Below are 23,886 nucleotides of genomic sequence, written 5' to 3' on the forward strand. Positions count from 1 at the left end.
ATGACGGTGCCGCCAGAGGAGCTCGAACTCGCCGCCGTATTCCCCCCGGCCGACCGGGACCGGTGGCGGGAGCTGGTGAAGGGGGTCCTGCGCAAGTCCGGCGCGGCGGCCGAGGACACCCCGCTCGACGAGATCGAGGGCCTGCTGACCCGTGAGTCCTACGACGGGGTGCCGATCGCGGCGCTCTACACCCGCGACGACGCCCCGCCGGGACGGCCCGGGCTCGCCCCGTACGTCCGCGAGGTGCGGCCCGGCGGCGAGGGCATCGCGGGCTGGGACGTCCGCCAGCAGCACGCGCACCCCGACCCGGCGGTCACCCGCGAGGCGATCCTCGCCGACCTGGAGAACGGCGCCACGTCCGTCTGGCTGCGGCTCGGCGGCGGAAGCCCGCCCGTCGGCGCGCTGGCCGAGGTGCTGCGCGGCGTCCTGCTCGACCTCGCGCCCGTCGCGCTCGACGCGGGGACGGGGACCGCCGAGGCCGCGGACGCGTTCCTTTCCCTCGTCGTCGAGCGCGGGAACGCGGCGGACGCGTCCGGCACCCTCGGCGCCGACCCGCTCGGGCTGGCCGCCCGCACCGGGACGCCCGGCTCCCTGGACGAGGCGGCGGCGCTGGCCGTCCGGTGCGTCCGGGAGTTCCCGAAGCTGCGCGCCGTCGTCGCCGACGGCACCCCGTACCACGACGCGGGCGGCTCCGACGCGGAGGAACTGGGCGCGGCGGTCGCCGCGGGCGTCGCCTATCTGCGCGCCCTCACCGGCGCCGGGCTGAGCGTGGACGAGGCGTTCGGGCAGATCGAGTTCCGCCTCGCCGTCGGCGCCGACCAGTTCGCCTCGATCGCCAAGCTCCGCGCCCTCCGCCGCCTGTGGGCGCGGGTCGCCGAGGTCAGCGGCGCCGCCGAGGGGACGTCCGCGCGGATCCACGCGGTGACGTCGGCGGCGATGATGACGCGGCGCGACCCGTGGGTGAACATGCTCCGCACCACCGTCGCCGCGTTCGCCGCCGGGGTGGGCGGCGCGGACGCGGTCACCGTCCGGCCTTTCGACGCCCCGCTCGGCTTGCCTGATGGGTTCGCGCGCCGCATCGCCCGCAACACCCAGACCCTGCTGCTGGAGGAGGCGAGCCTCGCCCGCGTCGTCGACCCGGCCGGCGGGTCCTGGTACGCGGAGAGCCTCACCGAGGGCATCGCCCGCGCGGCCTGGGCCTGGTTCACCGGGATCGAGAAGGCGGGCGGCCTCTCCGCCGCGCTCGAATCGGGCCTCGTCGCCGACCGGATCGCCGCGACCTGGGCGCGCCGCCGCGAGGACATCGCCCGGCGCAAGGCCCCGCTCACCGGCGTCAGCGAGTTCCCCAACCTCGCCGAGACCCTCCCGGAGCGGGAGGCCGCCCCGGAACGGCCCGGCGCCTATGAGCACTTCACCTCGCGGGCCCGCCTGCCCGTCGTGACCTACGCGCAGGACTTCGAGGCCCTTCGCGACCGCTCCGACGCCCACGCCGAGACGACCGGTGCCCGTCCGAGGGTGTTCCTTGCCACGCTCGGGCCGGTCGCCGTCCACACGGCGCGGGCGTCGTTCGCCGCCAACCTGTTCCAGGCGGGAGGGATCGAGACGGTCACCGGCCCGCCCGAGGAGTTCGCGGCGTCCGGCACGGCCGTCGCCTGCCTCTGCTCCAGCGACAGGGTGTACGAGGAGCGGGCCGCGGACGCGGCGCGGGTTCTCCGCGACGCGGGTGCTGTGAAGATCTGGCTCGCGGGTAGAGGTACCTATGAGGGCGTCCCCGCAGATGTCACGGCCGGCGTGTACGCGGGATGCGACGCGATCGAGGTGCTGGAGACCGCCCTCCGCGATCTGGGAGTGAACGAATGATCCCCGACTTCAGCGAGATCGAGCTCGGGCCCGCGCCCCCCGCGGACGAGGCCGCCAAGCGCTGGCGCGCCGCCGTCGCGGACGCCACCGGCCAGGACCCCGGCGCCCAGACCTGGGACACGCCCGAGGGCATCGGCGTCAAGCCCCTCTACACCGGCGACGACCTGTACACCGGCGAGGACGGGGCCGGGCTCGACTTCCTCGACACCTATCCGGGCATCGCGCCCTTCCTGCGCGGCCCGTACCCGGCGATGTACGCGACGCAGCCGTGGACGATCCGGCAGTACGCCGGGTTCTCCACCGCCGAGGAGTCCAACGCGTTCTACCGCCGCAACCTCGCGGCCGGGCAGAAGGGGCTGTCGGTCGCGTTCGACCTGGCCACGCACCGCGGCTACGACTCCGACCACCCGCGCGTCGCCGGCGACGTCGGGATGGCGGGCGTCGCGATCGACTCGATCTACGACATGCGGCAGCTCTTCGACGGCATCCCGCTGGACAGGATGAGCGTGTCGATGACCATGAACGGGGCCGTCCTGCCCGTCCTGGCGCTCTACATCGCCGCCGCCGGCGAGCAGGGGGTGGAGCCGGAGGCGCTCGCCGGGACGATCCAGAACGACATCCTCAAGGAGTTCATGGTCCGCAACACCTACATCTACCCGCCGCGGCCGTCCATGCGGATCATCTCCGACATCTTCGCGTTCACGTCGCGGCGGATGCCGAAGTACAACTCCATCTCGATCTCCGGCTACCACATCCAGGAGGCCGGGGCGACGGCCGACCTGGAGCTCGCCTACACCCTCGCCGACGGCGTCGAGTACATCCGCGCCGGGCGCGACGCGGGCCTGGACGTCGACGCGTTCGCGCCCCGCCTGTCGTTCTTCTGGGCGATCGGGATGAACTTCTTCATGGAGGTCGCCAAGCTCCGCGCCGCCCGCCTGCTGTGGGCGAGGCTCGTGAAGGGATTCGACCCGAAGAACCCGAAGTCGCTGTCGCTGCGGACGCACTGCCAGACGTCCGGCTGGTCGCTCACGGCGCAGGACGTCTACAACAACGTCGCCCGCACCTGTATCGAGGCGATGGCCGCCACGCAGGGGCACACGCAGTCGCTGCACACCAACGCGCTGGACGAGGCCCTCGCCCTCCCGACCGACTTCTCCGCCCGGATCGCGCGGAACACGCAGCTCGTCCTGCAGCAGGAGTCCGGGACGACCCGCACCATCGACCCGTGGGGCGGCAGCGCCTACGTCGAGCGGCTCACCTACGACCTCGCCCGCCGCGCCTGGGGCCACATCACCGAGGTCGAGCAGGCCGGAGGAATGGCGAAGGCGATCGACGAGGGCCTGCCGAAGCTGCGCATCGAGGAGGCCGCGGCCCGCACGCAGGCCCGCATCGACTCGGGTCGGCAGCCCGTGATCGGCGTCAACAAGTACCGCCCGGACGCCGTGGACGAGGTCGACGTCCTCAAGGTCGACAACGCGTCCGTCCGCGCGCAGCAGATCGACAAGCTGCGGCGGCTCCGCGAGGAGCGCGACGAGCCCGTGACGCTGGCCGCGCTGGACGCCCTGACCCGCGCCGCCGGCGCCGCCGAGAACGGCACCCGCGAGGCCGGCCTGGAGCGGAACCTCCTGGCCCTCGCCATCGACGCCGCCCGCGCCAAGGCCACCGTCGGCGAGATCTCGGACGCGCTGGAGAAGGCCTACGGGCGGCACGCCGCGCAGATCCGTACGATCTCCGGTGTGTACCGGGAAGAGGCGGGGCGGGTGAGCGCCATCGAGCAGGCGCGCGCCGCGGCGGCCGCGTTCGAGGACGCCGAGGGCCGCCGCCCCCGCATCCTCGTCGCCAAGATGGGCCAGGACGGCCACGACCGCGGCCAGAAGGTGATCGCGACCGGCTTCGCCGACCTCGGCTTCGACGTCGACGTCGGCCCGCTGTTCCAGACGCCGGCGGAGGTCGCGCGGCAGGCGGTGGAGGCCGACGTGCACATCGTCGGCGTCAACTCGCTCGCCGCCGGGCACCTCACGCTGGTGCCCGCGCTGCGCGCCGAGCTGGCCGCGCTGGGCCGCGACGACATCATGATCGTCGTCGGCGGGGTCGTCCCGCCCCAGGACTTCGACGAGCTGCGCGCCGCCGGCGCCGCCGCGATCTTCGGGCCGGGCACCGTCCTCGCGGACGCGGCTGCCGGCCTGCTGACCGACCTGACCACGAGACTCGGCCACGGAGAGCAGTGAAGCCGGGCCTGGACGACTACGCGGCCGGGGTGCGGGACGGGTCGCGGGCCTGGATCGCGCGGGCGATCACGCTCGTCGAGTCGACCCGTCCCGACCACCGGGAGCTGGCGCAGAAGCTGCTGGTCGAGCTGACCCCGCACACCGGGGACGCCCGCCGCGTCGGGATCACCGGCGTGCCCGGCGTCGGCAAGTCCACGTTCATCGACGCGCTCGGCACCCGGCTGACCGGCGACGGGCACAAGGTCGCGGTGCTGGCCGTCGACCCGTCCTCGACGCGGACGGGCGGCAGCATCCTCGGCGACAAGACCCGCATGCGGCGCCTCGCCGTCGACCCGGACGCGTTCATCCGCCCGTCGCCGACGGCCGGGACGCTCGGCGGCGTCGCCAAGGCCACCCGCGAGGCGATGGTCGTCATGGAGGCCGCCGGGTACGACGTCGTCCTCGTCGAGACGGTCGGCGTCGGGCAGTCCGAGACGACCGTCGCCGAGATGGTCGACACGTTCCTGTTCCTGACGCTCGCCCGCACCGGTGACCAGCTCCAGGGCATCAAGAAGGGCGTCCTGGAGCTGGCCGACGTCATCGCCGTGAACAAGGCAGACGGCGAGCACCAGCTGGAGGCCAAGCGCGCCGCCCGCGAGCTGTCGGGCGCGCTGCGGCTGCTGCGCAGCGACGAACGCGTCCGGGACACGTCCGTCCTGACCTGCAGCGCCAAGGAGGGCACCGGGCTTGACGCGGTGTGGAGCAGGCTCGCCGAGCACCACGACAGGCTCCGCGAGTCCGGCGAGCTGGAGGAGCGGCGCCGCCGCCAGCAGGTCGGCTGGACGTGGGCGATGGTCCGCGAACGGCTGCTCGGCGAGCTGCACGCGCACCCCGAGGTCCGCAGGCTCGCGCCCGGGCTGGAGAAGGAGGTCGCGGAGGGCGCCCTCACCCCCGCCCTGGCCGCCGAACGGATCATGGAGGCGTTCTCGCGGGGCCGCTGACCCTCGTTCGCGCCGACCGAAACCCCCGCGTTGCCCCGGGCGGCCGGTCGCGCCGTGCGGCGATCAGGTACAACAGTCGAATGGACGTCATCGCGCTCGATGATCCGACGGAGGCGCAAATCCGGGAGTGGCACGACGTGCTCACCGCCGTCCACGCCGCCGACCCCGGCGGGGACCCGGCCCCCGACCCCGAGCAGACCGCGCGACTGCTCGGCCCCGAGTCCGGCTCGCGGCGGCGGCTGTGGGCGGCGGCCGACGGCGGCCGGCTGGCCGGGGTGGCCGCGGTCCGGCTGCCCGGCGAGCCGGGCGCGGGGCGTCCCGCCGAGATCGACATCCAGGTCCGGCCGCCGCTGCGCCGCCGCGGGCTCGGCGGGGCGCTCCTCGCCGCCGCCGCGGACGGGTTGCGCGCCGACGGCCGCACCAGCGTGATCACGCAGGTCTTCGCGGGGACGCCCGCCGTCCCGTTCCTGGAGTCGCACGGCTTCGAGTGCGTCCTGACGCTGCGCGGCATGCTGCTGCGGCTCGACGACGTCCCGCCGGAGCGGCTCGCGCGGCTGCTGGCGGCCGCGCCCGCCGGGTACCGGCTCGTCCGCTGGCGGGGCGTGGTGCCGGACGAGCACGCGTCCGCCCTGGCCCGCGCCAAGCACGCCATGGCCGACTTCGCCGAGGTCGACGGCACGCCCTGGGACGCCCACCGCGTCCGCGAGACGGAGGAGGTCGTCGCCAAGCGCGGCGACGACCTGTACACGGTCGCCGCGCTGGCGGGCGACGTGGTCGCCGGGTTCACCGAGGTCGTCGTCCCGCACGACGACGCCCGCCGCGCCGCCCAGTACGACACGGCCGTCGTGCCCGAGCATCGCGGCAGGCGGATCGGCATCTGGGTGAAGGCGGCGATGCTGCGGTGGCTGGCCGAGGAACGCTCCGAGGTCCGCGAGATCGAGACCGACAACTCCGACGACAACGCCCACATGCTCGCCGTCAACGAGGAACTCGGCTTCCGCATGGAGCGCGAGTCCATGGAATACCAGGCCTTCGTGGACGCCCTCCCCACCCGCTGACGCCGCGCCGCGGCCCGAAAATGCGTTGCCCCGGGCGCCCCCGCGTCGGCACCCTTATGGAGGCTTCCGGGAAATGCCCGGAAGCCGGATAATTGCCGGAACATTTCCTCGTGGTTCAACGGAAGAACGCCGCACCGTTAATGCGGATATCCAGGTTCGAATCCTGGCGGGGAGCGGCACGGGCTAGGGAGGTGACCCGGTGAACGTGCTCGTCCTGAACGCGTCGTACGAGCCACTGCAGAAGGTGGATCTGCGGCACGCCATCCGGATGCTGGTCCGCGAGGTGGCGGTCGTCGAGGAGGCGGAGGAGGGCCGCACCTTCGGCCGGTTCCCGGTGCCGCGCGTCCTGCGGCTGGTCCGGTACGTCGCGATGCGCTGGCGGCACGGACGGCGCCCGCCGTGGAGCAAGCGCGGCGTCTACCTGCGCGACCGCGGCCGCTGCTGCTACTGCGGCAGGCGCGGCAACACGATCGACCACGTCCACCCGCAGTCGCGCGGCGGCGGCGACACGTGGGAGAACACCGTCCTGGCCTGCGGTAGGTGCAACAACCGCAAGGGCGACCGCACGGTCGCCGAGGCGGGCCTGCGGCTGCTGTCCGAGCCGCGGATCCCGCGCTGGGACGAGCTCGTCGGCCCGTGACCCGGCCCGTCACCCGACCCTGGGGCCGCACCGCCGGACACGGTGGTGCGGCCCCTTACGCGTGTAGCCTTTATGTCACTCTATGTGTTTTCTGTAAGCGTCTGAGGCTAATTGGACGATTGTGGTAGCGTGCCGCCAATCTTGAGCTTTGTTATCTGGGAGTGATCTGTGGCGGCCCTCGACCCCCTCGGCACGGCGGCCCGTTCGGGCCCACGGCGGAAGGGCGCACGGCGGACGGCCGCACGGCGCCTCGCCGCGCTCGTCCTCGCGGTGGGCGTCTCGGTGGCGCTGCCGGCCGCGTCCGGGAGCGCGGCGGGCCTCCCGCAGGCGCCGAAGGACCCGAAGAAGAAGTACGCCGAACTCCAGAAGCGCGCCGCCAAGCTGTCGAAGGAGTACCGCGGCGAGCTCGTCACCCTTGAGGAGACGAAGAAGGCCGCCGAGCGCGCCGCCGCCGACGCCGCGCGGACCGACCGCGAGTACGACGCCGCCCGCGCCGACGTCGCCCGGCTCGCCTCCACCGCCTACATGACGGGGCGGCTCGGCGTCGTCCCGATCATCTCCGCCGCCGAGCCCGGCGCCGCCGTCCACGACGCGGCCGTCGTCGAGCACATCAGCCGCAACAACGGCCGCCGCCTCCAGGCGCTGCAGGCGCTGAACGCCAGGGCGACGCAGTCGCAGGCGACGGCCGCGAAGAAGCTGGACGCGGTCGAGAAGGAGATCAAGGACCTGGAGAGCCAGCGCACCCGCGTCAGGAAGCTGCTCGCCAAGTACAAGCCCGAGGTCACCAGGACCCAGGCCCCCGCGGGCCGCCCCGACGGGGTGAGCGGCTCCAAGTCCTCGATCATCGGCAACTCGATGACCGCGCGGATGCGCACCGCCCTGCTGGCGATCGACGGGCGGTTCGGACCGTTCCCCGCCATCGGCTGCTCCCGTCCGGGCGACCCGCAGGACCACGGCTCCGGCCGGGCCTGCGACTTCATGGAGAGCACCGGCGGGAAGATGCCGAGCGCGTCCGCGCAGGCGCACGGCGACCAGGTCGCCCAGTACGTGATCAGCAACGCGTCCCGGCTCGGGATCAAGTACGTCATCTGGAAGCAGCGCATCTACGACATGCGCGGCAGCGGCGGCTGGCGCCAGATGGAGGACCGCGGCAGCATCACCGCGAACCACTACGACCACGTCCACGTCTCCGTCCTCTGACGGGACCGCGTCACTGATCGTCGAGGTCGACGACGGCGCGGTCGGCGGCGGAGCGGGCGGCCGCCTCGACGACCTCAAGCCCGGTGATCGCGTCGGCCAGCGTCACCTGAGGGGGCGTCCCGTCGGCGAGGGCGCGGGCCACGGACGCGTAGAAGTCCTGGTAGGCGCCCGGAGAGGTGGGCTCGGGACGCTCGTCGCCCGGCGTGCCGAGCAGGCCGTACGCCTCCGGCGGCGCCATCCCGTAGCCGGGGTCCTTCGGGGTGAGGCCGGTGCGGAGCTGCTCCTCCTGCACGTCCATCCCGGACACGACGTACGACGCGCGGCCGCCCAGCACCCGAAACCGCGGGCCGAGCTGCGCCGCCGCCGCGCTCATCCACAGGTGGGAGCGGACGCCGCCGGGGTGGGACAGGGCCACGAACACGTCGTCGGGCGCGGCCGCGCCGGGGCGCCGCGCGTCGATCTCCGCGTACACCGTCGCGGGACGCCCGAACAGCGCGACCGCCTGGTCGATCAGGTGCGTGCCGAGATCGAACAGGATGCCGCCCGCGTCGCGCGGATCGGTGCTCTCCTTCCAGCTCTTCCCGACCTCGGGCCGCCAGCGCTCGAAGCGCGACTCGAAGCGCAGGACGCCGCCGAGCGCGTCCGCGCCGATCAGCCGCCGCGCGGTCTGGAAGTCGCCGTCCCAGCGCCGGTTGTGGAACGGGAACACCGGCAGGCCCCGGACGGCGCTCAGCGCGGCCAGCGACCTGGCGTCCGCGGCGGAGGCGGCGACCGGTTTGTCCAGGACGACGGGGAGGCCCGCGGTGAGCGCCGTCCTGGCCAGCGGGACGTGCTGCCGGTTCGGCGTCGTGACCACCACCAGGTCGTACTCGCCGGACGTGCCCCAGAGGCGGTCGGCGCCGTCCACGACCTCCGCGTCCGGGTACCGCTCCCGCACCGCCGCCTGCCGCTCCGGGTTCCCGGTGACGACCGCGGCGAGCCGCATTCCGGGGACGGACGAGATCAGCGGCGCGTGGAACACCGAGCCGCCGGTGCCGTATCCGATCAGCGCAACACGCAGGTCCATGCCTCGATCATGACCGATGCCGTGGTGGCGGCCCGGCTCCGGGGTACGGGGGGCGACGTAGGCTTTCGTGCAGGGATGTCCAGGAACGAGGGGGCCCGTTGCCCAAGCCAGTGCTTCTGACGGTCGACGACGACCCGGGCGTGTCCCGGGCCGTGGCCCGCGACCTGCGGCGCAGGTACGCCGAGTCGTACCGGATCGTGCGCGCCGAGTCCGGCCCGCAGGCCCTGGACGCGCTGAGCGAGCTGCGGCTGCGCGGCGAGGACACCGCCGTCCTGCTCGCCGACTACCGGATGCCCGAGATGAACGGCGTTGAGTTCCTCGAACACGCCATGGACCTGTACCCGTACGCACGCCGCGTCCTGCTCACCGCCTACGCCGACACCGACGCCGCGATCCGCGCGATCAACGTCGTCGACCTCGACCACTACCTGCTCAAGCCGTGGGACCCGCCGGACGAGAAGTTCTACCCGGTGATCGACACCCAGCTCGACGCGTGGGCGCGGACCGACCGCCGTCCGCCGCGGGAGCTGCGCGTCGTCGGGCACCGCTGGTCGGCGCGATGTTACGAGGTCCGCGACTTCCTGGCCCGCCACCAGGTGCCCTACCACTGGCTGATGGACGGCGACCCGGAGGGCGCCGAGCTCGTCGCCGCGGCGGGCTCGCCCGAGCTGCCGCTGATCGTGACCGCGGACGGGAATACGCTGTGCGCCCCGTCCGACGCGGAGCTGGCGTCCGCGATCGGCCTGTCGACGACGCCGTCCACCGGGTTCTACGACCTGATCGTCGTCGGCGGGGGGCCGTCCGGGCTGGGCGCGGCCGTGTACGGCGCGTCGGAGGGCCTGAACACGGTCGTGGTGGAGCGCCGCGCGCTCGGCGGCCAGGCCGGGCAGAGCTCCCGCATCGAGAACTACCTCGGCTTCCCCGACGGGGTGACCGGGGCGCAGCTCGCCGAGCGGGCCCGCCGCCAGGCCGACCGGTTCGGCGCCGAGCTGCTCCAGGCGGGCGAGGTCACGGCGCTGGAGGCGCGCGGCACGGCCCGCGTCGCCCGGCTGTCGGACGGCACGGAGATCGCCGCGCACGCCGTGATCCTCGCCACCGGCGTGTCCTACCGCCGCCTCAACGCCGGGGGCGTGGACGACTTCGTCGGACGCGGCGTCTACTACGGCGCCGCGCTGACCGAGGCGCCGTCCTGCGCGGACGAGGAGGTCGCCGTCGTCGGCGGCGCGAACTCCGCCGGGCAGGCCGCCGTCCATCTCGCGAAGTACGCCAAGAAGGTGCACATCATCGTCCGGGCCGACGGGCTGGAGCGGTCGATGTCGCACTACCTGATCGAGCAGATCGCCGAGACGCCGAACATCGAGGTCCACACCGGCAAGACCGTCTGCGCGGCGGAGGGCGCCGACCGGCTGGAGCGCCTCACGTTCGCGTGGCCTGGCGGGAAGAAGACGATCGACGCGCACTGGCTGTTCGTGTTCATCGGCGCCGAGCCCGGCACGGACTGGCTCGGCGGCTTCGTCGAACGCGACCCGCGCGGCTACGTGCTGACCGGCCCCGACCTCGTCGCCGGAGGGCGCAGGCCCGCCGGGTGGCCGCTCGTCCGCCAGCCCTACCACCTGGAGACCAGCGTCCCCGGCGTGTTCGCGGCGGGCGACGTCCGCGCGGAGTCGATGAAGCGCGTCGCGTCCGCGGTCGGCGACGGCGCGATGGCCGTCGCGCTCGTCCATCGTTACCTGGAGCAGGCATGAGCACCACATCGCCGGAGGAGCTGCGGCAGCTGTTCCTCTTCGAGGACCTCGACGACGACAAGCTGGCCTGGCTGACGGAGCACGGGACGGTCGAGGTGATCCCCGCGGACGGCGTGATCTGCGCGCAGGGCGAACCCGCCGAGTTCCTGTACGTGCTTCTGGACGGCGAGATGGTGCTGTCCACGAACGTCCGGGGCCACATCGTCGAGGTGACCCGGACGTCGCGTCCCGGCACCTACGGCGGCGCCGTCCAGGCGTACCTGGGCGACAAGATCGAGCAGATCTACCAGCACTCGCTCCGGGCCGTGCGGGACTGCCGGATGTTCGTGCTGCCGGCCCGCAAGTTCGGCAAGTCCGTCCGCAAGTGGTTCCCGATGGCCGCCCACCTGCTGGAGGGCATCTTCTTCGGGATGACCAACAACCGGCGGGTCGTCGACCAGCGGGAGCGGCTCACCGCGCTCGGCACGATCACCGCCGGGCTCACCCACGAGCTGAACAACCCGGCGGCCGCCGCGGCGCGGGCCAGCACCGAGCTGGGCGAACGGCTGCTCGGCGCGCAGAAGAGCCTCGCCGACCTCGCGGCGCAGGGCGTCGACTGCAGGCATCTCAGCGCGCTGGTCGCGCTGCGTCCCGCGCTCCAGCCGCAGTTGGCCAGGCGGAGCCCGCTGGAGGTCAGCGACGCCGAGGACGAGCTGGGCGACTGGCTGGAGGAGCACGGCGTCGGCGACGCCTGGGACCTCGCGCCCGGCCTGGTCGCCGCCGGGATCGGCGTCGAGCAGGCCGAGGAGGTCGCGGCGGCGGCGGGCGACCACCTGCCGGGCGCGATGCGGTGGCTCACCGAGGTGGTGGAGGTCGCGCAGCTCCAGGCGGAGATCTCCGAGGCGATGGGCCGGATCACCGCCCTGCTCGACTCGGCGCGCCAGTACTCCCAGCTCGACCGCGCCGCGCACCAGCGCGCCGACCTGCGCGAACTGCTCGACAGCACGCTCACCATGCTCAAGCGCAAGATCGGCCAGGACGTGGTGGTGAAGACCGACTACGACCCCGGCCTGCCGCCCGTCCCGGTCTACGCGGCGGAGCTGAACCAGGTCTGGACGAACATGATCGTGAACGCGCTGTACGCGATGCAGGGGTCCGGCACGCTCACGATCCGGACCGCGCGCGAGAACGACCAGGCCCTCGTGGAGATCGGCGACACCGGGACCGGCATCCCGGAGGAGAACCTCGGCCGGATCTTCACGCCGTTCTTCACCACGAAGCCGGTCGGGCAGGGCACCGGCCTGGGCCTGGACATCTCGTGGCGCATCGTTGCGAACCGGCACGGTGGCGACATCCGGGTCGAGTCGCTGCCCGGCGACACCCGCTTCCAGGTGCTGCTGCCGCTCACCGAGCCGACCGACGAGAACGCGGACTAGCGGGCTAGTCGAACAGGTCGGGCTGCTCGCGGGTGATCTGGTCGTAGAGCGGCTGGTAGTTGATCCAGCCGACCAGGTCGTTGCCGATCTGCTCGTGGGTCAGGACGGCGTTGTCGTGCTCGATCGGGACGACCTGCCCGGCGGCCTTCGCGAGGAGCTGCACCTGGCACGAGCGCTCCATTGTGATGAACCACCAGGCGGCGGCGTCGACGGTGTCGCCGACCGTGAGCAGCCCGTGGTTGCGCAGGATGACGGCCTTGGCGCCGCCGAGCGCGGCGGCGATGCGCTTGCCCTCCTCCAGGTCGGTCACGACGCCGGTGTAGTCGTCGAACAGGCCGTGGTCCTGGTAGAACGCGCACACGTCCTGGGTGATCGGCTCCAGCTTCTGGCCGAGCGCGGAGATCGCGCGCCCGTACGTGGAGTGGCTGTGCGCGGCGGCGACGACGCCCGGTCTGGCCTGGTGGATCTGGGAGTGGATCGCGAACGCGGCCTCGTTGACGGGGTAGCGGCCCTCGACGACCTTGCCCTCGTGGTTCACCAGGATCAGGTCGCTGACCCTGATGTGCTTGAACGACATGCCGAACGGGTTGACCCAGAAGTGGTCGGTCCGCTCCGGGTCGCGGGCCGTGATGTGCCCGGCCACGCCCTCCTCGAAGCCGAACTTCCCGAAGACGCGCAGCGCGGCGGCGAGGCGCTCCTTGCGGTGGCGGCGCTCGTCCTCGGCGTCGTCGAACGCCGGCGGCAGCTTGAAGATCAGGTCGGTCGGCAGCTTCTCCAGGAACTCGTCCTCGTCGGACATCGGCGTACTCCTCGACTCGTCTGCCACCACCGAACACCATTCGCGGGCGTTCCGGCTAGACCGGGACGATCCAAGCGCCGGACGCCCGGTTGTCCAGATCGGACAACCCGGGCGCAGAATGGGGGGATGGAGCCCACCGACGGCGACCGGTTCCTGCGGCTGCTGATCGAGCACGGCGACGACCCGGCGCTGCTGGAGGCGACCGTCCGCGCCGCCCGCGGCAGGTCGGAGCTGGTCGCGGCGCTGCCCGAGGAGGAGACGAGGCGGCACACGCGGGCGCTCGTGCGGGGCGTGCTCGCCGCGCTGGAGGGCGGCGGACCGGGCGCGCTGGACCCCGGCGGGCCCGCCGGGGACGTCCTCGCCGCGGCGGAGCGGCTCGGCTCGGACCGGGCACGGCAGGGCGTCCCGGTCGAGGCGTTCCTGGACGGCTTCCAGGCGGGCCGCGCCCATCTCGTCCGGGCGATCGTCGCCGAGGGCCGCCGGCTGGGCGTCCCGGACGCGGCGCTCCTCGACGGCGTCACCCGCATCGACGAGATCACCACCGCGCTCGTCCACCGGATGGTCCACGCGCACCGGGTCGCCGAGTTGGAAATGGCCCGCACGATGCGGGAGGGCCGCGTGCAGATGCTCCGGCAGCTCCTGCACGGCGAGGCCGTCCCGGTGCTCGCGCCGCTCGACCCGTCCGGTGCGTACCGCTGCGTGGTGTCCGACGTCAGCGACCCGGCGGTGGCGGCGCGGCTGGAGGCCGAGCTGACGGCGGCCGGTCCCGGCCTGTGCGGGCTGGTCGACGGGCGCCTGGCCGCGCTGGTCGCCCGCCTTCCGGAGCCGCGCGCCGTATCCGGTCTCCTGTGGAGGGACGACCCCCCACACCCCCCGGAACGGCCCGAGCCGCTGCTGGTGGCGGCCCCGCCCGCGCGTCCCGGCGAGGTCGCCCCGATGTACGAGCTGGGACGGCGCGCGCTGCGCGCGGGCGCGGCCGCCGCGCTCACCGGGATGCGGGACCTCGCCGACCTGGCGCTGCTCACCGCCACCGAGGCGGAGCCAGAGCTCGGCGGCCTGCTCGCGGGCGCGCTGCTGTCCGGCCTCGACCGGGACGACCCCTTCCACCGCGAGTTGGCCGAGACAGGCCTCGCCTACCTCGACCACGGCGGCCGGATCGAGCCGACGGCGGCGGCGCTGCGCGTCCACGGCAACACGGTCAAGTACCGGATCCGGCGGCTGCGGGAGCTGACCGGGCGCCCGCTGCTGGACCCGTCCGGCGGGGCGGCGGTGTCCCGCGCCGCGCACTGGTGGTGGGCCCTGCACCGCTGGCTCGCCCGCCCGCTCCCGTGATTCTGTTTGGATGGACGTTCCGTCCAGGAACGTCCGGGACGAGAACGGAGGGGGACCGGTGACCGCACCGAGGATCGGCACCGTGATGTGGCCCATGCAGTCCTGGCCGGAGGCGGGGGAGCTGTGGCGGCGCGCCGAGGAGCTCGGGTTCCGGCACGCCTGGGTGTACGACCACATCGCGTGGCGGGGCACGACGCCCTGGTACGACGCGTACACGACGCTGGCCGCGGCCGCCGCCGTCACCGCGCGGGTGCGGATCGGCACCCTGGTCACCTCGCCGAACTTCCGGCATCCCGTCCCCACCGCGCACGCGATCAAGACGATCGACCACGTCGCGGGCGGGCGGCTCGCGATCGGCATCGGGTCGGGCGGCACCCGCCGCGCCTCCGACGCGGGCGTCCTCGGCGGGGACGACTGGACGCCCGCCGAGCGCGCCGCCCGCTTCGCCGAATGGGTCGAGCTGCTCGACCGCCTGCTGCGGCAACCGGAGACGACCTTCGAGGGCGAGTATTACACGGCGCGGGAGGTCGTCGAGGAGCCCGGGTGCGTGCAGCGTCCACGGGTGCCGTTCGTCATCGCCGGGAACGGTCCGCGCGGCATGCGGGTCGCGGCCCGGCACGGCGCGGGATGGGTGACCAGCGGGCGTCCCGAGGGCGGGACGCCGCACGACACGGTCCGCCGGCGGCTGGCGGCCCTGGACGCCGCGTGCGAGGCGGAGGGCCGCGAGATCGAGGAGAGGATCCTGCTGACGGGGTTCAGCGGGGAGCCGTGGCTGGAGTCCGCCGGCTCGTTCGACGACCTCGCGGGCCGCTACGCCGAGCTCGGCATCACCGAGATCGTGCTGCACTGGCCGCGTCCCGGCACCCCGTTCGACGCCGATCCGAAGGTCTTCGAGGCCGTCGCGGAGAAGTACGGCGGGCCGGCGGCGCACGGCGAGCCGGCGGGGCACAGGGAGCCGGGGGAGGGCCGCTGATGCCGTTCGTGCTGCTCACGCTCGCGATCGCGTTCGAGGTCACGGCCACGCTGTCGATGCGCGCGTCCGAGGGGTTCACCAAGCTCGGGCCCGCGGTCGTGGTCGTCGTGGGGTACCTGATCTCGTTCTTCTTCATGGCGAAGGCGCTGACGTCCCTGAACGTCGGGCCCGTCTACGCGATCTGGTCGGCGCTCGGCACGATCGGCGCCTTCGCCGGCGGCGTCCTGCTGTTCGACGAGCAGGTCAAGCCGCTCACCATCGCCGGCGCGGTGATCATCGTGGTGGGCGTGATCGTGATGAACCTCGGCGGCGGCGTCCACCAGGGGTGAGCGGCCAGGGGTGAGCGGCCCGGCGGTCTCAGACGGGCTCGGCGAGGGTGGTGACGCGCTGCTGCTCCAGCTGCCCGCCGATCAGCTCGCCGGGCGTGCAGCCGGACAGCGCGCGGAACTCGCGGTTGAGGTGCGCCTGGTCGTAGTAGCCGCAGGCGGACGCGGCGTCGGCGAACCCGGCGCCGCCGGTCAGCAGCCCGATGGCGCGCCGGAAGCGGATCACGCGGGCCATCACCTTGGGCGGCAGCCCGGCCTGCTCCCGGAACCGGTTGGTCAGGTGCTTGCGGCTCCACCCGACGTCGGCGGCGATGTCGGCGACGGTGACGCCGAGGTCGCCGTTCAGCAGCCGCCACGCCCTGGCGACCTCGGGGTCGGGCACGGGACCGGCGTCCAGGCGGCGCAGCAGGAACCCGTCCAGAATGTCGAACCGCTCGCCCCAGGACGGGGCGGCCGCGAGCCGCTCCACGAGCGTCCGCGCGCCGCGTCCGAGCAGGTCGGGCAGGCCGACGGCGGCGTTGGTGAGCTGGGCCATCGGGACGCCGAGCAGCGTGTACGCGCCGAGCGGCGTCACGTCGAGCTGGATGCCGCGCTGCCCGCCGGGGCTGAGGTACATGCCGTGGCCGTCGTGCATCCCGGCGACGAACGACCCGTACTCGCGGCCGTGGACGCCGGTGTCGGGGACCTCCAGGTAGAGCGGCGGCCCCAGGTTGACGATCACGACGGTGGTGCGGGTGGGCAGGGTCCGCATCCGGGTCGGGACGATCTCGGTCTCCCAGTACCCGTCGTAGGAGCGCAGGAACGGGCGCAGGGCCGGGTGGGGGAGGGCCTGCGCCAGCCACCAGCCGCCCCGGTCGGCGACCTGGACCGGTCTGTCGCTCATGTCCCCAGTCCTACCACGCCGTCCGGACGTTTCCGGGGCGCGGGACGCTACTCGTACACCTGCCCGCACACCGCGATGCGCGCCAGGTCGTCCCAGGTCATGGTGGTGATCGTGCGGACGTAGGAGCGGGCGGGCGGCTCGCCCGGCCGGGCGGGCAGCGGGACGCGGGCGCCGTCGGTGGCGTCCCACCCGCCGAGGCTGCCCGCGACGGCGCACTCCAGGTACGTCGCCGGGTCGAAGTTGTACCAGCGGGCCGGGGTGGCGCGGGCGCCGGAGCCGGGCGGGCGCGGGGCGTCCGCGCCGAACCTGGCCTGCGGGCCCGGGGGAGCGGCCAGGAAGTCCTCCAGGTCGGCGATCTGGGAGAGCAGGACGCGTTCCCAGTCGGCGTACCCGTCCGGATCCTCGCCCGGGAGCGACAGGTCCTTGCCGCTCCACGCGGGGTCGAAGGCGGCGGGCGGCGTGATGGACGCGGCCGCGAACATTGCCGCCACGTCGTCCGGCTCCAGCCGCGTCCGGTCACTGAGCGGAGCGCTGACCTTCCACAGGGCGCGCAGGAACGCCGACAGCGACCAGGACGCCGCCCTGGCCTCCTGGCCGAGGTGCAGGAAGACCAGATAGAGGTCGCGGTTGGTGCGGACGGCGGGCCCCGGCGGCCCCTCCACGCGGTACGCCTGCCCGTTCGCGGGATCGCTCCGCAGCACCAGGACCTGCGCGAGCGCCGAGATCCGCGAGTCATGCGCGGCCACCTGGACGGTGTCGCCGAGGTCGTCCTGGCGCATGACGTCCCAGGTCTGCATCCGGCTCCTCCACGGTCAGCGGTGCGGTTTTCACGCCCCCCGCTTAAAAAGTGTCCCATTCTGGAAGCCGACCGCCAGTAGTGGAGATATCACTTTCCGGACTCGAAGTAATGACTTTCTGTACATAAAGTCCGTGGCGGAAAATGGTGTCCGCTCAGTTCTTCGACCGGTGGACGACCTGGAGCTCGGTGAACCCGTACAGGCCCCACGGCCCGTTCTCGACGCCGACGCCGCTGTGCTTGAACCCGCCGAACGGCTGGTGCGGCGCGAGCGCCAGATGCGTGTTGACCCAGGCGGTGCCGCATTCGAGGCGGCCGGCGATCTCGGCGGCACGGTCGGCGTCCGCGCCCCACACCGAGCCGGACAGCCCGAAATGGGTGCCGTTGGCGCGGGCCAGCGCGTCCTCGACGCCCGCGTACCTGACGATCGGGAGCGCGGGGCCGAACTGCTCCTCGTCCACGATCCGGGCGCCGTCGTCGACGTCGGCGAGGATGGTCGGCGCGAAGAAGTAGCCGGGGCCGTCGACGGGCCGCCCGCCCGCCGCCGCGCGGGCACCGCCCGCGAGCGCGTCCGCGACGAGCTCGCCGACCCGCTCGTACTGCGGCCGGTTGTTGATCGGCCCGTACTGGACGCCGTCGTCCATGCCGTTGCCGATCCTCGCCGCCCTCGCGCGCTCGGCGAGGGCGTCCACCAGGTCGGCGTAGAGGGCGTCCGGGACGTACACGCGCTTGATCGCCGAGCAGACCTGGCCGTTGTTCTGGAACGCGGCGGCGAACAGCCGGTCGGCGACGGCGGCGGGGTCGGCGTCGTCGAGCACGATCGCCGGGTCGTTGCCGCCGAGCTCCAGGGTGACGCGCTTGAGGTCGGGCGCCGCGGCCGCGGCGACCCGCCGTCCGGTGGCGACGCTGCCGGTGAAGCTGATCTTGCGGGGGACGTCGTGCGCGGTCATCGCGGCGCCGAGCGCGTCACCGCCGCTGACCACGTTCAGCACCCCGGGCGGGAGGACGTCCCGCAGCGCCGCGCCGAGCATCAGGCTGGACAGCGGCGTGAACGGGGACGGCTTGAGCACCACCGTGTTGCCCGCCAGCAGCGCCGGGGCGAGCTTCCAGACCGCGAGGAGCAGCGGGTAGTTCCACGGGGTGATCGCGGCGACCACCCCCATCGGCCGCCGGACGACCTCGACCAGCGCGGCCGCGTCGTCCTGGATGACCTCGCGGGGCAGCTCCAGGCCGGCGAAGTACCGCAGCCACACGCCCGCGCCGACGACCTCCCTGATCGCGTCCCGCAGCGGCTTGCCCTGCTCCAGGGTCAGCACCCGGCCGAACTCCTCCGACCTGGCGAACATGATGTCGGCCGCCGCGAGCAGCGCCTCGCGCCGCGCCGCCTCGTCGCCCCGCCATCCCGGGTAGGCGGCCTCCGCGGCGGACATCGCGGCGTCCAGCTGCGCCGGGGACGCGTCGGGAGCCCGCTCGGCGACCTCGCCGGTCGCCGGGTCGATCACGCCGAAGGTCGCGGTGGCGTCCGCCGCCCGGCCGCCGATGGTCATCGAGAAGTCCTCGGGCACCGTCGCTCCCTTCGCTCCCCGCGTACCGAACGCCATTCAGTATCGCCCTTTCGCGGCCGTCTGACGAGGGGGCACGCACGATCGGCGGGTCGCGCGCGGGCGCGGCAGCGTGACCGGATCCGGCGGGCGCGGCGGCGTGACCGGATCCGGCGAGTTTCCGCCGATCACCGGAGACTCGGGCGATGATCTCTCCATGCGCTCACGTAGTACAGCTGTATTAGCCCTCGCGCTCTCCGCCGTGCTCGCCGCGTCCGGCGGCGCGACGGCGGCCGCGGCGCCCACGCCTCCGTCCGCCCCGCACCGGCCCGGGCCGGTGCTGGCCGACCCCCACCCCTGCGCCGGGAAACCCGGCTACACCTGCTCCTTCCTGACCGTCCCCCTCGACCACCGCCGCCCGGGGAGGGAGACCCTGAGGCTGCAGGTGGCGACGGCGGACAACGTCGAGGCGCCCAAAGGCGTCCTGCTCTTCCTGACCGGCGGGCCCGGACAGCCCGGCGTCCCGTTCGTCGACGGCGTCGCCGCGCGGCTGCCCGAGGTCGCGAAGAACTACCGGCTCGTCATGATCGACCAGCGCGGCACCGGCGAGTTCGGCGCGATCGACTGCCCAGGACTCCAGGCGCAGGTCGGCACCAGCGACATCGAGCCGCCGACGCCCGAGGCGATCGACGAGTGCGCCCGCGTCCTCGGCGACCGGCGGCACTACTACACCACCGACCAGACCGTCGGCGACCTGGACCTGCTGCGCCGCGCGCTGGGCGTCCGCCAGTGGACGGTGGACGGCGTGTCCTACGGGACGAAGACCGGCGCGCACTACGCCGCCTTCCACCCGGAGAACGTCCGCAGGCTCGTCCTCGACTCGGTCTTGCCGCACGTGGACCAGGGCCGCGACGACCTGCTGTACGCCGCCAGCCTGCGCGCCACCGGACGGGTGCTGCGCGACGCCTGCCGGACGGCCCCCGCCTGCGGGTTCGACCCGGCCAAGGACCTGGCCTGGCTCGCCGGGCACCGCAAGGACGCCGTCCTCGTCTGGGACATGCTCGTGACCTACGAGTTCGTCGACCCGACCTTCCGGGACGCCGGCGCCCTGCCGGGCGGCGCGGGCGACGCGGTCGCGGCGGTCCACGAGGCGCGGCACGGCGACCCGGCGCGGCTCGACCGGCTGCTCCAGATCCTGAACTCCGGCGGCGAGGACCGCAGGATCTACAGCGCGGGCCTGCACATCGCCACGGCCTGCGGCGACGGATGGTTCCCGTGGGGGACGTCCGAGACACGCCCGGCCCGCCGCGCCGCCGCCCTGGAGCGGGTCCGCAGGACGCTCCCGGCACGCGCCACCTGGCCGTTCACCGCCGACACGGCCGTGGGGAACGGGTTCGTCCAGGAATGCCTCCGCTGGCCCTGGGCGCGGCACACCACCGAGGCGCCGCCGAAGATCTCCGTCCCGACCCTGCTGGTGAACGGCGACCGCGACCTGTCCACGCCGCTGGAATGGGCGTACGAGGAGCTCCGCCGCATCCCGCGCGGCGAGCTCGTCGTGGTGAAGGGCTCGGCGCACTCCATCCAGTACGGCGAGCGGGGGACGAAGGGCCGCGAGGCGGTGAACCGCTTCCTGAACGGCTGACACCGACCGGCGGCACGGCTCGGCTCAGGCGTCGATGACCCGGTTGAGCAGGTCGCGGTAGCCGCGCAGCGCCAGGCGGAGGCGCTCCGTGTCGGCGCGCCCGCCGGTGTCCGCGCCCTCCTTGACGTCTTCGGCGAGGGTGCGCCGGTGCGCGGCGATCGCGCGGCCGAGCGCGTCGACGGCGTCGGATGCGAGGCCGTCCGCGCGGCGGACGGCCTCGCCCGGGTCGTCGACGAACGCGGCCTGCACCTCGCGCCAGCGGTCCCGGAACCGCTCGGCCTCGGCCGGGTCGAGCAGCCGCGCCGCCGCCTCCGCCGGGAGCGGGGGCTCCGCCGGAGGCGGGGGCTCCGCCGGAGGCGGCGGGGCGGCCGGGCCGGGCAGGTCCATGACGGGCGGCTTCGGCGCGGGCCCGGCGACGTGCGTGTCGCCGGCCACGCCGGGGTCCGCGGTCCCGGCGGCGCGGGCGCGCTTGTCGGCGCCGAGCCCGCCGCCGGAGCCCGGCGCGCTGCCCTCGGGTCGCCTGTGCTCCATCGAGGTCAGCTCCTCGGCGTCCGGTCGTCGGCGCGGCCCGCCTGCTCGGCGCGGTTCGCCCGCTCGGCGGGGCCCGCCGGCTCGGCGGTTCCGGCGGCGGGGGCGGCGAGCAGCTCGTCGAACAGGGCGCGGTAGTGCACCATGGCCTGCCGCAGGTCCTCGGTGGACGCGTCCCTGGACGCCGCCCGCTCGCTGATGGTGTGGGCGCGGCGGTAGTGGTCCATCGTGCGGCCGTGCTCCACCGACAGGTGGGCGACCTTCTCCTCGAAGCCGCGCGTCGGGTAGCCGCGCTCGCCCATCACCACGGTGACGAGGCCGTCGGCCTGCTCGACCGCCGCCTCCGGGGCGTCGACGAAGCGCTCCTGGACGCCGGTCCACTGCTCGCGGTACTGCTCGCGGCGGTGCGGGTCGAGCTCGTGCAGGTCGAGGTCCTCGTGGCGCTCCTCGCGGGAGCGCAGCTCGCGCTCGGCGGCCGAGCGGCCGCCCTCGCGCTCCACCGTCCGGTCGTACTCGGGGCCGAAACGCCGCTTGAGCCGCCGCGTCCGGGCCCCGGACCAGGCCAGGTACGCGGCCCCGGCCAGGGCGGCGACGATGACGATGACGACCAATATCGCGGTCGACATGGTGGTTCCTCCAACGTGCGTCGGATCGAATGGAACGCCGATGCCCGCGTGCCGGCGTTCAAAACGAACCACCACGAATCGGCCATGCCAGGGTCAGGTCCCGCGCGGGACAAGGCAGACCAGGCGGCCGACGGGCCGGTCGCCCTCGTACCCGGCGCTCCGCAGCAGCGCCAGGCCGCGCCCGTCGCGGCGGTTCGCGCACGCCACGTCCACTTTCGTGCGCGCCAGCGCCGCCGCGACCTCGGCCGCCGCCGGCTTGCCGCCCCGCGCCGGGCGGACGGCCGCGGACAGCACCTTCCGGTCGCGGATGAACCGCTCCGGAACCGGCAGCAGCTTCAGGTAGTGGCCGTTCGGGTTGACGGCCTGCGTGCGGACGGTCAGCAGCGGCACGACCCGCATGACGCCGCCCGGCATCAGCACCAGCCCGTTCCTCCCGGCGAGCGCGACCACCTCCCGCGCCGTGCCGACGGTGTCCGCGGGGACCTTCCACGCCGGACGCGACGCCACGAACGACCCGTTCGACTCCGACCACACCGGCGTCCCGCCCGCGACCATCGCCACGGCGAGCGCGGCGGCCGGGACGCCCGCCGCGGCGGCGCCCGCCGGCTCCGGCCACCGTCCGGCGGGGATCCGCACCGCGGCGAGCAGCCCGATCAGCGCGGGCGCGGGAACGGCCCACATCGTCCGCCAGAGCACCTGGCCGGCGCCCGACGCGTCCGCGGCCGCCTCCAGGACGCCGGGCACGATCAGCACCGCCAGCGTCGCGGCCACCCCGGTCGCGATCACGGCGGGGACGCCGCGGCGCGCCGTCCACGGCGACAGCCAGACCGCGCACCCGCCGATCACGCCGAGCGCGGCGTGCAGCAGGACCCACCGGTAGCTGCCGGGCGCGTCGTGCACCCTCCCGACCACGCTCGTCTCGCCGTAGAGCAGCTTCACCGCGAGGGCCGTCCCGATCGGATAGACCGCCGCCGCGCACGCGACCACGCCGGTCCGGACGCGTCCGGCGGCGATCAGCGCTACCGCGGCGGCGCCGACGATCAGCGGGACGACGAAGACGGCGGACGAGGTGAGCCCCACCGCCGCGACCCCGGCGGCGGCGAGGAGCGCGAGGTCGCCCCGGGACCGCCGCTCGGCCCACCGGGTCAGGTACACGAACAGCAGCGGCACCAGCGCCGACACCAGCACGGCCTTGCCCTGCCACATCCGCAGCAGATGGAACGAGCCGAGCGACGCCCCGCCCATCCCGCTCCACAGCAGGTACACCGCCGCGACCGCGAAGCACAGGGTCGCGCGGCGCGGCGCCCACGCCCTGACCAGCCGCCACAGCGCCCAGACCGCGACGAACGTCACCGCCGGCAGCAGCAGGTACCACACGAACGAGGCCGCGTGGACGCCGAGCACCCGCGCCGCCGCCCCGGCGAGGACCTCGATCGACGCGACCGGCGGCTCGCCCGAGATCTCGTCCGCCGTGCCCGGGGTGAAGATCACGTCCTTGAGCGGGATCTCCCCGATCGTGGCCGTCGCCACGGACCGCGAGACGAAGTAGGCGTCGTCGCCGTCGGTGTTCACGATGAACAGGGACGCGATCGCGAACCCTGCGCCGGTGAGGAGCGCGAGCGGCGTCCCCCACCGGGTCTCGTCGGCCGGGGAGGCCTCCGCCGGATCCTCGTCCGGGCTGCGGCGGAGCAGCAGGCACGCGGCCGACGCGGCGGCGCTCACGAGCCCCGGGACCCACGCGCACCACCACGGGACGCCGGACGGGTGCAGGCCCGCGCACGTCCCCGCCACGATCCCCGCGACCACCGAGACGGCGACCAGCGACCGGGGCGCGGATGCCACACGAACCCCCATCCCGGACGCGCGAGCGGCAAGCGGCCCGGACGGCTCCCGCCACGGCGTCCCGGCCCACCAGTCGCGCCGCGCCGCGTACAGCGCGCCGATCACGACCGCGCCGGCGAGCCACATCAGCAGCAGCGCCCAGGTGGGCGGGTGTAAGAGGAGCCCGAGATGGTAGACGGCGGTCCACGCCGCGAAGAGCAGTGCCGCCCCGTCGGTGAAGCCGTCCATCAGCCGTGTCGCCCGCGTCGGCCCCGCCTGGCCGCTGGTGCGGGCGGTGCGGTCGAGCTCCTGGATCACCTGCGTCCCCCTACGCCCGTGTGTGCCCCGTGCCCGGCGTCTCCGCCGCGGGGGGTAGGCGGAGAGCCGACGAAGGGACGGTGCCCCTCATCGATCTTGTTATGTGTAC

General features: G+C 74.1%; 20 protein-coding genes and 1 tRNA gene. 13 read left to right on the top strand and 8 right to left on the bottom strand.

The genetic code is table 11. The features are described 5' to 3' along the window. The 7 genes from ACH34T_RS10695 (at nt 1) to ACH34T_RS10725 (ending at nt 7,966) form a co-directional block, all read left to right on the top strand. Nucleotides 1–1,860 carry a methylmalonyl-CoA mutase family protein gene (locus ACH34T_RS10695; protein WP_395991869.1) on the top strand — a complete coding sequence of 620 codons (1,860 nt, stop codon included), beginning with the start codon at nt 1–3 and terminating at the stop codon, nt 1,858–1,860. Then, entirely contained in the window at nt 1,857–4,088 is a 2,232-nt protein-coding gene (scpA, locus tag ACH34T_RS10700; RefSeq protein WP_395991870.1) for a methylmalonyl-CoA mutase, read from the top strand. Before ACH34T_RS10695 ends, scpA begins: the two co-directional genes overlap by 4 nt. Continuing rightward, nucleotides 4,085–5,068, top strand: coding sequence for a methylmalonyl Co-A mutase-associated GTPase MeaB (meaB, locus tag ACH34T_RS10705; RefSeq protein ID WP_395991871.1), 984 nt, complete (start codon nt 4,085–4,087; stop codon nt 5,066–5,068). Before scpA ends, meaB begins: the two co-directional genes overlap by 4 nt. Before the next feature lie 80 nt (nt 5,069–5,148). Beyond that, a complete protein-coding gene (locus ACH34T_RS10710) occupies nt 5,149–6,126 on the top strand; it encodes a GNAT family N-acetyltransferase (protein ID WP_395991872.1) in 978 nt (325 codons plus the stop codon). Between the two features lie 109 nt (nt 6,127–6,235). Then, a tRNA-Asn gene (locus tag ACH34T_RS10715) sits at nt 6,236–6,299 on the top strand. A gap of 26 nt (nt 6,300–6,325) precedes the next feature. Next, complete coding sequence (locus ACH34T_RS10720; RefSeq protein WP_395991873.1) at nt 6,326–6,766, top strand: HNH endonuclease; 441 nt, start codon at nt 6,326–6,328, stop codon at nt 6,764–6,766. A 168-nt stretch (nt 6,767–6,934) separates the two neighbouring features. Further along, entirely contained in the window at nt 6,935–7,966 is a 1,032-nt protein-coding gene (locus ACH34T_RS10725; RefSeq protein WP_395991874.1) for a hypothetical protein, read from the top strand. A gap of 10 nt (nt 7,967–7,976) precedes the next feature. On the opposite strand, the gene ACH34T_RS10730 is transcribed toward ACH34T_RS10725, so the two are convergent. Then, nucleotides 7,977–9,032: a Gfo/Idh/MocA family oxidoreductase gene (locus tag ACH34T_RS10730; protein WP_395991875.1), complete on the bottom strand. Its 1,056-nt coding sequence runs from the start codon at nt 9,030–9,032 to the stop codon at nt 7,977–7,979. Nucleotides 9,033–9,130: 98 nt separating this feature from the next. Here ACH34T_RS10730 and ACH34T_RS10735 point away from each other — a divergent pair, with 98 nt between their 5' ends. Then, entirely contained in the window at nt 9,131–10,777 is a 1,647-nt protein-coding gene (locus tag ACH34T_RS10735) for an FAD-dependent oxidoreductase (protein ID WP_395991876.1), read from the top strand. Beyond that, on the top strand, nt 10,774–12,192 hold the full coding sequence (locus ACH34T_RS10740; protein WP_395991877.1) for an ATP-binding protein: 1,419 nt from the start codon (nt 10,774–10,776) through the stop codon (nt 12,190–12,192). Before ACH34T_RS10735 ends, ACH34T_RS10740 begins: the two co-directional genes overlap by 4 nt. 4 nt (nt 12,193–12,196) lie before the next feature. Here ACH34T_RS10740 and ACH34T_RS10745 read toward each other — a convergent pair whose 3' ends face one another. Then, the gene (locus tag ACH34T_RS10745; RefSeq protein WP_395991878.1) at nt 12,197–12,991 is read right to left on the bottom strand and encodes a class II aldolase/adducin family protein; all 795 of its coding nucleotides are present in this window, start codon (nt 12,989–12,991) and stop codon (nt 12,197–12,199) included. Nucleotides 12,992–13,117: 126 nt separating this feature from the next. Here ACH34T_RS10745 and ACH34T_RS10750 point away from each other — a divergent pair, with 126 nt between their 5' ends. Genes ACH34T_RS10750 through ACH34T_RS10760 form a run of 3 tightly spaced genes read left to right on the top strand, consistent with a single transcriptional unit; the run spans nt 13,118 to nt 15,625 of the window. Continuing rightward, a complete protein-coding gene (locus ACH34T_RS10750; RefSeq protein WP_395991879.1) occupies nt 13,118–14,323 on the top strand; it encodes a helix-turn-helix domain-containing protein in 1,206 nt (401 codons plus the stop codon). Between the two features lie 58 nt (nt 14,324–14,381). Beyond that, nucleotides 14,382–15,296 (top strand): LLM class flavin-dependent oxidoreductase, encoded by a 915-nt coding sequence (locus tag ACH34T_RS10755; RefSeq protein ID WP_395991880.1) that lies wholly within the window; start codon nt 14,382–14,384, stop codon nt 15,294–15,296. Further along, nucleotides 15,296–15,625, top strand: coding sequence for a DMT family transporter (locus ACH34T_RS10760; RefSeq protein ID WP_395991881.1), 330 nt, complete (start codon nt 15,296–15,298; stop codon nt 15,623–15,625). Before ACH34T_RS10755 ends, ACH34T_RS10760 begins: the two co-directional genes overlap by 1 nt. A 28-nt stretch (nt 15,626–15,653) precedes the next feature. Here the strand turns inward: ACH34T_RS10760 and ACH34T_RS10765 are convergent, their stop codons facing one another. The 3 genes from ACH34T_RS10765 to ACH34T_RS10775 all read right to left on the bottom strand — a co-directional run bounded on the left by ACH34T_RS10765 (nt 15,654) and on the right by ACH34T_RS10775 (nt 18,866). Then, a complete protein-coding gene (locus ACH34T_RS10765) occupies nt 15,654–16,505 on the bottom strand; it encodes a helix-turn-helix domain-containing protein (RefSeq protein ID WP_395991882.1) in 852 nt (283 codons plus the stop codon). Nucleotides 16,506–16,552: 47 nt separating this feature from the next. Beyond that, nucleotides 16,553–17,302: a hypothetical protein gene (locus ACH34T_RS10770; RefSeq protein WP_395991883.1), complete on the bottom strand. Its 750-nt coding sequence runs from the start codon at nt 17,300–17,302 to the stop codon at nt 16,553–16,555. A 154-nt stretch (nt 17,303–17,456) separates the two neighbouring features. Beyond that, nucleotides 17,457–18,866: an aldehyde dehydrogenase family protein gene (locus ACH34T_RS10775; protein WP_395991884.1), complete on the bottom strand. Its 1,410-nt coding sequence runs from the start codon at nt 18,864–18,866 to the stop codon at nt 17,457–17,459. 193 nt (nt 18,867–19,059) lie between these two features. Here ACH34T_RS10775 and ACH34T_RS10780 point away from each other — a divergent pair, with 193 nt between their 5' ends. Further along, nucleotides 19,060–20,484 carry an alpha/beta hydrolase gene (locus tag ACH34T_RS10780; protein WP_395991885.1) on the top strand — a complete coding sequence of 475 codons (1,425 nt, stop codon included), beginning with the start codon at nt 19,060–19,062 and terminating at the stop codon, nt 20,482–20,484. Nucleotides 20,485–20,508: 24 nt separating this feature from the next. On the opposite strand, the gene ACH34T_RS10785 is transcribed toward ACH34T_RS10780, so the two are convergent. From ACH34T_RS10785 to ACH34T_RS10795, 3 genes are all read right to left on the bottom strand, one after another. After that, a complete protein-coding gene (locus tag ACH34T_RS10785; protein WP_395991886.1) occupies nt 20,509–21,015 on the bottom strand; it encodes a hypothetical protein in 507 nt (168 codons plus the stop codon). A gap of 5 nt (nt 21,016–21,020) precedes the next feature. Then, on the bottom strand, nt 21,021–21,638 hold the full coding sequence (locus ACH34T_RS10790) for a hypothetical protein (protein ID WP_395991887.1): 618 nt from the start codon (nt 21,636–21,638) through the stop codon (nt 21,021–21,023). 93 nt (nt 21,639–21,731) lie between these two features. Further along, nucleotides 21,732–23,777, bottom strand: coding sequence for a DUF6077 domain-containing protein (locus tag ACH34T_RS10795; protein WP_395991888.1), 2,046 nt, complete (start codon nt 23,775–23,777; stop codon nt 21,732–21,734). Nucleotides 23,778–23,886: the final 109 nt, after the last annotated feature.

It is taken from the genome of Actinomadura sp. 9N215 (assembly GCF_044326345.1).
In the GTDB taxonomy this organism is placed as follows: Bacteria; Actinomycetota; Actinomycetes; order Streptosporangiales; family Streptosporangiaceae; genus Spirillospora.